This window comes from Bacteroidota bacterium, assembly GCA_018816945.1.
In the GTDB taxonomy this organism is placed as follows: Bacteria; Bacteroidota; Bacteroidia; order Bacteroidales.
In genome coordinates this window covers 15,634-28,470 of record JAHIVC010000018.1, presented here as the reverse complement: position 1 = coordinate 28,470, position 12,837 = coordinate 15,634, and the positions used below count along the sequence as shown (strand labels likewise).

The window sequence follows — 12,837 nt, the reverse complement described above, 5'->3', positions numbered from 1 at the left end:
ATTATATAATTTATAGTGGAATATTCGAGTGTTTTTTAGGTGGATTTGAATCCTTTTTTGTAGCTAAAATTCTTAATGCCCGAATAATTCTGAACCTGGTATTACGAGGTTCGATTACATCATCGATATAGCCATATTTTGCAGCTTCATAAGGATTGGCAAATTTTGTGCGGTATTCTTCTTCTTTTTGAGCAATTAATTTGGCTTTATCTTCTTCATTTGTAATTCCTGCTATTTCTTTGCCTGCCAGTATTTCAATTGCACCAGCCGGTCCCATAACAGCTATTTCGGCCGAAGGCCAAGCATAATTTATATCTCCTCTTAGCTGTTTCGAACTCATAACATCATGAGCCCCCCCATATGATTTACGTAAGGTTATGGTAACTTTAGGAACCGTAGCTTCACCATAAGCAAACAACAGTTTGGCACCATGAATGATAATGCCCCCATATTCTTGTGAACTTCCAGGTAAAAATCCCGGTACATCTACCAATGTTACGATCGGGATATTGAAAGCATCGCAGAAGCGTACAAATCTGCCGGCTTTTCGTGAAGAATTAATATCCAAAACCCCGGCTAAATAATTTGGTTGATTGGCTACGATTCCAACCGGCATCCCGTCAAATTTTGCAAAACCGATAACTATATTCTGAGCGTAACTGCATTGTACCTCTAAAAATTCTCCATTGTCAACAATGGTATGTATAATATCTTTAACATCGTAAGGCTTGTTTGGGTTTTCCGGAATAATTTGATTTAACAAATCATCCAAACGGTCAATAGGATCCTTACAATCCGTAATTGGTGGATCTTCGAGATTATTTTGCGGAAGGAAGCTCATTAATTTACGAAGAATTAAAATCCCTTCACGCTCATCTTCTGAAACAAAGTGAGCGATTCCTGATTTTTTACTATGAACCTCAGAGCCTCCCAAATCTTCAGTTGAAATTATTTCACCTGTTACTGTTTTGGTAACTTTTGGCCCGGTAACAAACATATAGCTAGTGTCCTTGCTCATCAGGATAAAATCAGTTAAAGCAGGTGAGTAAACTGCTCCACCTGCACACGGGCCAAAAATGGCAGAAATTTGAGGGATAACACCGGAAGCCATAATATTACGTTGGAAAATTTCGGCATAACCTGCCAAACTCCTTACCCCTTCCTGAATTCGTGCTCCCCCGCTATCATTAATCCCAATAACCGGTGCGCCAACCTTCATGGCCTGATCCATAACTTTGCAGATTTTTTGAGAAAAGGTCTCGGAAAGTGAACCTCCAAAAACTGTAAAGTCCTGAGAGAATACATACACCACCCTTCCGTCAATTGTTCCATGTCCTGTTACTACTGCGTCGGATAAAAAATGAAGTTTATCCATTCCAAAATCATGAGAACGATGTGTCATAAACATATCATATTCTTCAAAGCTTCCTTCATCTAACAGAAGATGAATGCGTTCACGGGCAGTAAATTTACCTTTGCTGTGCTGCGAATCAATTCGTTTTAACCCCCCGCCTAATCTGGCTTCTTCTCTTTTATTCAGTAATTCTTGAATTTTATCTTCAATGGCCATTTTTGATTGTTTTATTTGTTTTTATCTTCGCAAAGTTCTGTTAATACTCCCATAGTACTTTTAGGATGAAGGAATGCAATATCTAAACCTTCAGCTCCTTTTCGTGGTGTTTTATCAATAAGTTTGATATTTTTATTTTCAGCTTCAATTAAAGCCTCTTCAATTTTATTTACGGCAAATGCAATATGATGGACGCCCTGACCTTTATTTTCAATAAATTTACCAATCGGTCCTTCCGGGTCCGTTGATTCTAAAAGTTCAATTTTTGTTTGACCAATTTTAAAGAAAGCAGTTTTTACTTTTTGATCTTTTACTTCTTCCAATGCATAGCATTTTAAACCCAATACATTTTCGTAATAAGAAATAGCTTCATCCAAATTTACGACAGCTATACCAATATGTTCAATATGAGTTAGTTTCATTGTTTTTATGTTACTGTGAAATTTTTCACAAAGTTAAATTAATTTTTATACTTTTAAACAATTCAATGTAAATAAATTATCTTAATTTATATTTAAGTTAGAAGAATTAGGTTTTATTTTGTAAGAATCTATCAATAAACGATTTTCAATTAAAAATCGCACCGCATGAGAGTATTAAAAGTACTTCTATTGTCTTGTTTCTTTTATATAGGAGTTAACGCCCAGCCATTTGTGTTTATACATACAAAAACTGAAGGATTAATTCAGAGCAATTCAGCATGGATCGATGTGAACAAAGATGGTTATCATGACTTGGTAACAACAGGAGAAAGGTACAGTGCGAATCAAAAAATCATTGAAACCAATCTTTACATCAATGATAAAAAGGGGAATTTCATTCCTCAAAATTCGGGAATCATGAATATGTACCGTTCAGCTATGGCATGGATAGATATGGATAAAGATGGGGATAACGATTTATTTATTACAGGTGAAAATAATAAGGGAGAAATTTTGACCCGAATATTTAAAAACGACGGACGGGGGCAATTTACTGCCTATAATCCAAACATACTAGGTGTGAGAGATGGAGATATTGATGTAGGTGATTTTAATGGTGATGGTAAGTTCGACATTGTGATTTGTGGCGAAAACAATGGACAAATTTATTCGAAAGTCTACAAAAATATAAATAATACCAGTTTTTCTGATATAGGCGCTAACCTGGTGCCTCTCTATGGCGGATCGGTGAGCTGGGGCGATTACGATAAGGATGGTGACGGGGATATTCTTATTACGGGTGAAACAAGAGAAGGAGATGCCTATTCCTTAATTTACCAAAATGTTAACAACACTGATTTTGTCAGTATTAATGCTCCATTAAGAGGTGTTAAATATGGAAAGGCTGTATGGGGCGATTTTGATAATGATGGAGATCTTGACGTATTTCTTACAGGGGAAAGTAATAATTTTCAACTCGTTTCATATTTTTATCGAAATGATGGGAAAAAAGGATTTACAGAAATTGGAACGTCCATTCTTGGAATGCGTTCGGGTGAAGTACAGGTTATGGATTACGATTGCGATGGAGATCTTGATTTGTTGGTAAGTGGTGAAAGCATATTTGGGCCAACAACGCGAGTTTATCGAAATGATGGAAAGTTTATTTTTATGGATGCAAATGCAGGGCTTCCGGGTGTTTATTTAGGCGGTGCTTATTGGGCCGATTATGATAAAGATTGTGATGCCGAAATATTTATTATCGGAATGGACGACTGTTATGATTTTGAAGCTAAATTATTCAGAAACGATGCTGAAATTGAAATTAAGCCTGCAAAATCAACGGTATCTTCTAGTCTTTGGATAACATCTAGTGTAAGTTATATTGAAAAACCACCCTATTATTATTTTGTTTGGTCATCTTGTTTTTGTAATCCTCCAAACAGGACAATCATTATACCCGGAACTGTTTCAAACAATCATTATAACGTCTTTATCAGTAATGTTCATTATGTTGTTGAACCGTATAAATTACAAGGATCCTTTAATAGTTTAATTGCCCGCGATGTTTATGATTGGGCCGAAGTTATGGGAGGCCATCGCGTATCAATAGGTTATGAAACAAAAAAACAGGCTGAAGATGCAAAACAGCAAATTGTAAGAAACTACCAAAGCGAAAACTTCAGGATTAATTTTGTAAACTGGTAGGTTCTTTATCCTCTTTATTATTTCTTGGTGATCACAATAATTGAGAATTTAATTTGTTCTCAATATTATGGTTTATTTGTATAATTTTGCTCTTCTAAAAAATTATAATATGACAGGGAAAAATATAAGACTGCTTATTTTCTTAATAATAGCAGTATTTGTGATATCAATAGGTGGATGTAAAAAGGATAAAAAAATAGATGATCCCATCATTGAAAACAATGATTCTGTTAACATAGCATCTGAGATTGATCAGTTTATTTGGTATAACATGAATCTTTATTATTTATGGTATAAAAACGTTCCTAATTTAGCGGATAATCGTTTTGCCACTACTAGTGCTTTACTTGCATTCTTAAAAACGTATAGTTCGCACGATGATTTGTTTGAATCTTTACTTTATCAGCCTGGCACAATCGATAAATGGTCGTGGATAGTAGACGATTATGTTGCATTAGAGAATTCATTTCAGGGGGTTTCACTTTCGATGGGATTTGAATATGGATTAGTCAGATATGGTAATGAAGGTGTTTTCGGGTATGTTCAATATGTTGTTCCGGGAACCCCGGCCGCAATTGCCGGAATTAAACGTGGTGATATTTTCATTGCAATTGACTCGCAAAACTTGAATATGAGTAATTATAGAACTTTACTTTTTGATAGGAATGCGTTTGCAATATCATTTGCTAATATCATTAATAATGTAATTACCCCAAATAATCATACCGTATCTTTAACCGCCGTAGAGGTTCATGAAAATCCGATTCATTATACCAAGTTAATTGAATCGTCTGGCAGAAAGGTAGGTTATATGGTTTATAACGCTTTTCGATCAAATTATGATAATGATTTAAATACTGCTTTTGGAGTGTTTAAAAACGCAGGAATCCAGGATTTGATTTTAGATTTTCGATATAATGGCGGAGGTTCCGTGCAAACAGCCGCATATCTGGCAAGCATGATTTATAGAGCTGATTCCACTAAGGTATTTGCACTTACTCAATATAACGATAAATTAGATGATTATTTCCGAGGTAAATATGGGTCTGATTATTTTAAGACCAGATTTGAAGCCGGAATAGCTCAGGAATCTGGTCCAGATAAACCCATCAATTCTTTAAATTTAAATAGAGTTTATATCATTACCACAGGAGGTTCTGCTTCGGCAAGTGAGTTGGTCATAAATGGGCTCGATCCATACATGGAAGTAATTTTAGTTGGAGAGAATACCCATGGGAAAAATGTTGGTTCGTTTACAATTAAAGATTATGATAATAATGGGAATATTAATCCTAACCACAAATGGGCTTTACAACCTATTACTTTGAAAATTGCCAATTCAAATGGAGTAAGTGACTTTGTGAATGGTTTCTCTCCCGATATTGAAGCTGAAGAAGACATTGCTAATTTATTGCCATTTGGCGATGTGAATGAACCTATGTTAAAAGCTGCATTAAATGCCATAAACGGAGTCCCGCAAACCAAATCATACAGCCCAAGCATTTTTAAGAAGGTTGCTGACTCAAAAAGTTTCAAACCTCATTCAAAAGAGATGTATTTTGAGGGTGATATTTTGCCCCCGAATATTCTAAAGAAAAAATAAATGCAAAAAAAACCCACTTCATTTGAGTGGGTTTTTTATTTGTGTTCAAAATATTTGGGCTAATAATAGGTCTGAATTATTGACTGGAAATAAATTTTTGAGTTTTACTTTCTCATTTCTGAAACAAGTACATCGGTTGCCTCCCTAATAAAAGCTTCCATATCTTCTTTATCTGTTACAACCTCATAACCTTCTACTTTTCCTTTTTTGCCGGTTTTTATTTTTTTATTCGAATCCTTTGATGATTCGGTGATTACGCAACCGCCCGTATTTTCATCACAAGGAACCCAATAGAACTTATATAGCCCGGCAAGTTCATTTGAATTTATTAAAACTAGCTTAAATTCAACAGAAGCACCCGCTCTTTGATAAGACTCTGATTTTTCAACCTTTTCTTTACCTTTCTTAGTATAATATTTATTTGTTTCGTAGAGGATGTTTGTTTCTAATTTTGTCAGTTCAATTATTAAATCCGTATCTGTTTTATCTTTTAACTTCTGATAATCAACATCTTTTTCCTGATTGCCAAGAATTTGATTGAACAGTTGTCTGTCTCTAACCACAAATCCATTCGCTAATAATCGATTATCAATCAAGGAGTATAAACGATCATTATTTTCATTGTCTGTGACATTTTGCGAAGTCTTATTAACCCTCAAAACAACCTTGGGGGCATAATTCTCAGCTAAAAATTTTTTTAAAGATGGAGTTGTCGTAACATCCGGAGGTCTGTGCGAAAATTTTAAAATTTTTGTTGAAGAACAACCAAACATCATTGGAATGATCAATAAGATAATTAATTTTTTCATATAAAGTTTTTTAAGTTAGTACTGTTCTCATTTGTTAAATAAGGAATAATTTGATATTTTTCACTTTTATAACTCTCTTGGAATAAGCTCAATTTTTAATTCTTGACTCTTCAAACGTTTATTATAATCAAAGATAAAAATATTTGAATAAATATCAAATGATCTTATTTGTATAACAGATTCATTGTTTGGTATATGATCTAATGATCCATGTCACGTTAATCAAATTTTTAATTGGTTTATTATAAATTTGCAATATCAATTCATGTAAAAAATGGGATTTACTACCATTATAAACCAGATCGTTTTTTTAGGCGTACTCGCCCTGTGCGGAATTATCGCTTATCGATTTAAGATTTTGCAAAACTCGGCCAAGGAAGTTATCGAAAAACTCATTTTCTTTGTAACCCTACCCTTGCTAATTGTTACAAAACTAGCCAGCTTAAATTTAACTTCAGAGATTTTAAGAAATGGTGCAATGGTCATACTGGGCACTTATCTAATCCTTTTTATTCAACTTTTTATCGGGAAACTCACTGCTAAATTATTTAAACTAAAGAAGCCACAGGCAGCCGTGCATGAGCTTCACACTGCATTTGGGAATATTGTATTTCTGGGGTTTCCTTTACTGGATGCATTATTTCCGGGAGGGGAAGCAATTTTATACGCGGCACTTTACCAATTAGCAATTAACACCGTGATGTGGACCTACGGCGTTTTTAAATTAAATCCATCGACTAAAGAAAAAGGGATCAAGAACCTGAAAAAATTGATCAATCCGAATATTATTGCATTGTCATTGGGATTGCTGATGATGGCATTTAGTATTCGTATACCGGATATAATAAATACCCCTTTGAATGGCCTCGGAGGGACTACCCTATATCTGGCAATTATCTATATTGGAGTATTGCTTGCGCAAACAAAAATTAAAAATACCCTTCGGTCGATAAATGTTTATGTACTGAGTTTTAATAAAATGTTTTTATTGCCCGTGGTTTTCATTTTCATGTTTAAGGCAATATTTAATGTCCTGAATATTGAAATGAATACAGTTGCATTTTCTTCGCTTATTCTTGAATCGGCCATGCCTTGTATGGCTATTATGGTTCTAGTGGCAAAAAGGTATGGAGGTGATGATGAACTGGCAATGAAGAATGTTTTTATTTCTCATATTTTAAGTTTGATCAGCCTTCCATTCATACTATCTATATTACAATTATTCCCATAAGTTATCTTAAATGTGATGAAAGGTATGGCACGAATCCTTCTTATAATAAAAGTCAGAACGAAGAAAACATCCGTAAAAAACCCAAGAAGCACTCACTTTTGACTACTTTAGCAACTTACAATTAGAAGCGTGAAGAAAAAGATCATTGGAATATTACTTCTTTTAATACTTATTGCACCGGTTTTTTTAACCTATAACTGGTTGCAATACCAAAAATCCGTGGTCAGAAAAGATATTAAAAAGCGAATTATTGAAGGATTGGATAAAGATGAGTTGGTTTTACTGAAGTTTTCAACAGCGAGTGTACAGAGTGAATTGAACTGGAAGCATTCAAAGGAATTTGAATATAAACAACAAATGTACGATGTGGTTGAAAAGCAAATAGAAGGTGATAGCATTTTTTATTGGTGTTGGTGGGATCATGAGGAAACAAAACTGGAAAAGCAATTAAAAAAGCTTGTTGCTGATGCCTTGGGATTGGATCAACAAAACAGATTGAAACAAAAACAATTGTCCAACTACTTTAAGTTACTCTTTTGTCCTTCCGGATTTGAACAACAGGAATCAACACCACAAATTGCAAAGAATTATTATGGCGGCCAATCAGTTATTTATTCATCTCCTTTATGGCCACCCCCAACGCCACCCCCTGTGCTAATTAAACAAATTGAAATTTTATAATGCTGTTTCATGTTTTCGTTCTATGGTTTAATCATATAGAGGCGGGCAAACATGACCTATTTGTTTAATTAATTTTTTATTTTCATGATGAAACGAGCATATTCGTTTAACGTAAACATGGATGGACATTTCATATGCGAGTTCCATCCGACCTATTTATTAAAATTATTTACGGATGAAAAAAATATTTCTTTTCTGTTTATTGATGGGGATGTCAATTTTTATGGTTTCCCAAACGATAAACATCTCTGATCAGGAATCCGGAAAACCGATAGAACAGGTTGCCCTGATGAGTGAAACGCCTAAAGCTTTTACTACAACAAATGCCATTGGGCGTGCTGATATCTCCGCTTTTAAAGGATCTAAAAGAATAGAAATCCGCATATTGGGTTACAAAACGATCACTAAAAGTTACGCAGAACTTGAAACAGAATCCTTCGAAATACAACTTAAACCACTTTTAATAAACATCGACGAGTTTGTTGTTTCCGCAACAAGATGGAATCAATCATCAAGCACAACTCCTTCAAAAATAATGACCCTTAATGTGAAGGAAGTTGCGCTACAAAATCCTCAAACTGCTGCAGATCTTTTAAGTATCACAGGTAAAGTATTTATCCAAAAAAGCCAGCAAGGAGGTGGAAGTCCTATGATTCGCGGATTTGCCACCAACAGGCTTTTGTACACAGTTGATGGGGTTCGAATGAATACAGCCATTTTCAGGAGTGGAAACCTGCAAAATGTAATTTCTCTTGACCCGATGGCCATCGAGCGTTCGGAAGTATTTTTTGGTCCCGGATCTGTTATTTATGGCAGTGATGCCATTGGAGGGGTGATGAATTTTCAAACGCTTACACCTCAACTATCACTCGCCGATCATCCATTAATTACCGGTAAAGCCATTGCACGTTATTCTTCAGCTAACAATGAAAAAACGGAACATTTCGATGTAAATATTGGTTGGAAAAAATGGGCCTTAATTAGCAGTATCAGTTCAAATGATTATGGCGATTTACGAATGGGAACGCATGGTCCGGATGAATATCTCCGTCCTTTTTATGTACAAAGGCAGAATGGAGTAGATGTGGTAATTACTAATGATAATCCGCTCATTCAGCGTCCTTCAGGTTATTCACAAATTAACATGATGCAGAAAATCCGTTTTAAATTAAATAACAAATGGGATTTTCAATATGGTTTCCATTATTCAGAAACTTCAGAATATTCGCGATACGACAGGCATATCAGATATAAAAACGGATTACCTCGCTATGGTGAATGGAATTATGGTCCGCAAATATGGATGATGAATAATCTTAAAATTACGCATACAGCAAATAATTCTGTTTATGATCAAATGACAATTAATCTGGCGCAACAGTACTTTGAAGAAAGCCGAATAAGCAGGGATATTAATAAAACAGGAAGGGAAACCCGAATTGAAAAGGTGGATGCAACTTCCTTTAATCTTGACTTTGTAAAAGCGCTGAATTCGAAAAATGAACTTTTCTATGGTTTGGAGATTGTTTGGAACGATGTTACCTCTACAGGAATAGACAAAAATATTATCACCGGAATAAGTCAGGACGGGGCAAGTCGTTACCCGCTATCAACATGGGCCTCATATGGTGCCTATATTTCTGATCAGTTTAAGGTTTCAGAAAAGGTTTTATTACAAACAGGGTTGAGATATAATTATTTTAAACTTGATGCAGATTTTGATACCCGTTTTTATCCTTTTCCTTTTACTACAGCAAAAATTGATAATGGTTCGTTGACCGGCAGTTTTGGTGTTGTTTATCGTCCAACGGAAGAGTGGGTTATTAATGCAAATGCTGCAACCGGTTTTAGATCGCCCAATGTTGATGATGTGGGAAAGGTATTCGATTCGGAGCCGGGTGCAGTTACTGTTCCTAACCCAAATCTCAAGGCAGAATATGCTTATAATTTGGATTTAGGAGTTGCCAGGGTTTTTAATGATGTTGTGAAAATAGACCTGACCGGTTATTATACCAAACTTAAAAATGCAATGGTAAGGCGTGATTTTATGTTGAATGGACTTGATAGTATCGTGTATGCCGGAGAACTTAGTCAGGTTCAGGCAATACAAAATGCAGCTGTTGCAAATGTATACGGTATTCAGGCCGGAATTGAAATTAAATTACCATCCGGATTTGGTATTTTATCAGATTTCAATTATCAGGTGGGTGAAGAAGAACTGGATGATGGAACAACGAGTCCTTCTCGTCATGCACCTCCATGGTTCGGTATTTCGCGGTTGATTTATAATAAAAACAAGCTGAATATGCAATTATATGCAATTTATAGCGGAGATCGTAAATATGAAGATTTAGCAGAAGAAGAAAAAGGCAAACCGGAAATATATGCAATTGATGCAAATGGCAATCCTTATTCTCCGGGATGGTACACGTTGAACTTTAAAGCCATGTACCAGCTTACCGAAAAATTGACGGTGAGTGCCGGATTGGAAAATCTAACCGATCAGCGTTACAGGCCTTACAGTTCGGGGATAGTTGCTCCGGGCAGAAACTTTATTCTTTCGTTAAAAGCAATTTTGTAGAAGGATAACTTTGAACATTTCATTCAGGTATTAAATGAAAAAGGAAGGCAAGTGCTTTCCTTTTTTTGTTCAGCATATCCCGCCTTACTTATTGATTCGGATAAGCGGAATTAAATATCAATAAATTTAAAAAGTCACAAAGTAATATTCTCCGAAATGTAGGATGAAAATTCTTAAAAATTTTATATATTTGATTTTCTCTCGAAAAAAGTAACCTATGGTATTGGCAACTACTATGTTATTTGAAAGATATTCCAAGCTAATCATGGAAACATTGGACGCATACACAAGTTAGCGATAAGCTTGAATGCAAGCTTAAAAATGGCAAGAAACCTTAAATGGTTATATTATTAACCTTTAAAAATAAATTGACATGAAAAAAAACAACAGAGTCTGGATTAATTCCATAGTACTGATATTGTTTATTATAATGCTTTCTATTAGTTGTAAAAAGGGTAGTGATGAAAAAACATCAGGTGATACGTTAACCGACAGTGACGGTAATAATTATGGTATAGTTACAATAGGTACACAAGTTTGGATGGCCGAAAACCTTAAAACCACAAAGTATAATGATAACACACCTATCCCGTTGGCTACTAGCAATGTTGATTTGAGCAATTTAGTAAGCCCCGGTTATAGTTGGTATAACAATGATGCTGCAGCCAATAAAGCTACTTATGGTGCATTGTACAACTGGTACACCGTGAATACTGGTAAACTTTGCCCAACAGGTTGGCATGTGCCAACAGATGATGAGTGGAGGACCCTGACGTCCTATTTGGGTGGTGAAGATCATGCAGGTGGTAAACTAAAAGAAGCAGGCACAAGCCATTGGTTCAGCCCTAATTTAGGTGCAACAAATGAAACAGGCTTTACTGCTCTTCCGGGTGGTGCCCGCGACAACGGACAATTTTTGGAACTTGGGAGCACAGGATATTGGTGGAGTTCTACAGAGCACGACGCGACTCGTGCCTGGTACCACGAAATGTTCTACGATGATCATTGGGTAAACAGATTCAATTATTATAAGAATTTAGGTTTTTCTGTGCGTTGTGTTAAGGATTAAGGCATAAATAAAAAAGGAAGACAGATGCCTTCCTTTTTTTTGTGGAGCATATCGGAATCGAACCGATGACCTCTTGACTGCCAGTCAAACGCTCTAGCCAACTGAGCTAATGCCCCCTAAGTTATACAACTTCAAACTTTCTTATTTGGCATTAGCGAAGTTGCCTGTCCCGATGAGTGAAACGAATCGGGAAGCTAATGCCCCAACTTGCGTGCAAATTTAGGATATTTTCCGATAATACCAATAAGGAGAAAATATATCTTGAAACAAGCTTTTATTTTGTTGGAAGAATGATTTCATGAATATCTTTTGCAGCCATATCATACTCTTCGGCTATGGCTTTCAACGTTTTATCTTTGGTTGCAATAATGTTTTTGTCTTTCAGTAAATTAATTAATTCATCAACATCCTTATTGTTTTCAACGGCAATATCTGCAAGGGTTTTTTTACCCATTCCTGCACCCGGCATTCCTGCGCCTGATTTTTTACTTATGATATTGTAAAGCTCATTAGGCGTAATCTTATTTATTGCTGCAATTTCTGCCAATGTTTGGTTTATATTCTCAAATTTTATTTTATTGGCTATCAGTTTTTCTTCAATTTTTTCGATTGGCATATTGTTTAATTGCACGACCAATTCGGTTAAAGTTAGTAGTTCAGCATGTGCGATTGGAGGTGTCGATTCTTCGTTTTCCCAAGAGCTTTTTAAATATTCGCCCAAATCCATGACCGAACTAAAGGGGGGAACTGAAAATAGGATCCCCAAAAATATAGCGATAGTTAGAATAGTTGAAATAAAAAGTTCACGTTTTTTATTTAAACCATTTTGAGTCTTATTTTTCAGATAAGAAACAAAAGTTTTCCAGTTAGCTGTAAATAAGTGAAAAATTGAAAGGATGACAAATAGATAGGAAAAGATGGTATGAATAGCTTGCCATTCATCTTTTGAAAAACCGGCAAACCTCCAATTAACCCATTGTGCTATTCTCCCGGCTGGAGCTAAATAGAGCACAATCCCGGTTAAAAAAATGATGATGAATGAATAAGTCAATCCGAAACTGATAAATGCCCTCCAGCTAAATTTCTTACTTGTATTGGTCATTGTTGTATTTTTATAAGGTAAAAAGTTAGACGTAATTTTTTTTGCAAAAGTACAAATATTAA

At 35.3% G+C, this 12,837-nt stretch carries 10 protein-coding genes and 1 tRNA gene; 6 read left to right on the top strand and 5 right to left on the bottom strand.

Annotated features, from left to right (window positions below; all coding sequences use genetic code 11):
- Positions 1–10: 10 nt before the first annotated feature.
- Positions 11–1,570, bottom strand: coding sequence for an acyl-CoA carboxylase subunit beta (locus tag KKG99_03415; GenBank protein MBU1012028.1), 1,560 nt, complete (start codon positions 1,568–1,570; stop codon positions 11–13).
- An 11-nt stretch (positions 1,571–1,581) separates the two neighbouring features.
- Positions 1,582–1,992 carry a methylmalonyl-CoA epimerase gene (gene mce / locus KKG99_03410; protein MBU1012027.1) on the bottom strand — a complete coding sequence of 137 codons (411 nt, stop codon included), beginning with the start codon at positions 1,990–1,992 and terminating at the stop codon, positions 1,582–1,584.
- 165 nt (positions 1,993–2,157) lie between these two features.
- Here mce and KKG99_03405 point away from each other — a divergent pair, with 165 nt between their 5' ends.
- Entirely contained in the window at positions 2,158–3,699 is a 1,542-nt protein-coding gene (locus tag KKG99_03405; protein ID MBU1012026.1) for a VCBS repeat-containing protein, read from the top strand.
- A 109-nt stretch (positions 3,700–3,808) separates the two neighbouring features.
- The gene (locus tag KKG99_03400) at positions 3,809–5,302 is read left to right on the top strand and encodes a hypothetical protein (GenBank protein MBU1012025.1); all 1,494 of its coding nucleotides are present in this window, start codon (positions 3,809–3,811) and stop codon (positions 5,300–5,302) included.
- 104 nt (positions 5,303–5,406) lie between these two features.
- Here KKG99_03400 and KKG99_03395 read toward each other — a convergent pair whose 3' ends face one another.
- Complete coding sequence (locus KKG99_03395; GenBank protein ID MBU1012024.1) at positions 5,407–6,111, bottom strand: hypothetical protein; 705 nt, start codon at positions 6,109–6,111, stop codon at positions 5,407–5,409.
- A gap of 274 nt (positions 6,112–6,385) precedes the next feature.
- Here KKG99_03395 and KKG99_03390 point away from each other — a divergent pair, with 274 nt between their 5' ends.
- The 4 genes from KKG99_03390 (at position 6,386) to KKG99_03375 (ending at position 11,673) form a co-directional block, all read left to right on the top strand.
- On the top strand, positions 6,386–7,342 hold the full coding sequence (locus KKG99_03390) for an AEC family transporter (protein MBU1012023.1): 957 nt from the start codon (positions 6,386–6,388) through the stop codon (positions 7,340–7,342).
- 129 nt (positions 7,343–7,471) lie between these two features.
- Complete coding sequence (locus KKG99_03385; GenBank protein ID MBU1012022.1) at positions 7,472–8,023, top strand: hypothetical protein; 552 nt, start codon at positions 7,472–7,474, stop codon at positions 8,021–8,023.
- Between the two features lie 175 nt (positions 8,024–8,198).
- Positions 8,199–10,604, top strand: coding sequence for a TonB-dependent receptor (locus tag KKG99_03380; GenBank protein MBU1012021.1), 2,406 nt, complete (start codon positions 8,199–8,201; stop codon positions 10,602–10,604).
- Positions 10,605–10,977: 373 nt separating this feature from the next.
- On the top strand, positions 10,978–11,673 hold the full coding sequence (locus KKG99_03375; GenBank protein MBU1012020.1) for a fibrobacter succinogenes major paralogous domain-containing protein: 696 nt from the start codon (positions 10,978–10,980) through the stop codon (positions 11,671–11,673).
- A gap of 42 nt (positions 11,674–11,715) precedes the next feature.
- Here the strand turns inward: KKG99_03375 and KKG99_03370 are convergent.
- Both KKG99_03370 and KKG99_03365 read right to left on the bottom strand, forming a co-directional pair.
- A tRNA-Ala gene (locus KKG99_03370) sits at positions 11,716–11,789 on the bottom strand.
- A 158-nt stretch (positions 11,790–11,947) separates the two neighbouring features.
- The gene (locus tag KKG99_03365) at positions 11,948–12,775 is read right to left on the bottom strand and encodes a DUF4405 domain-containing protein (GenBank protein MBU1012019.1); all 828 of its coding nucleotides are present in this window, start codon (positions 12,773–12,775) and stop codon (positions 11,948–11,950) included.
- Positions 12,776–12,837 lie beyond the last annotated feature (62 nt).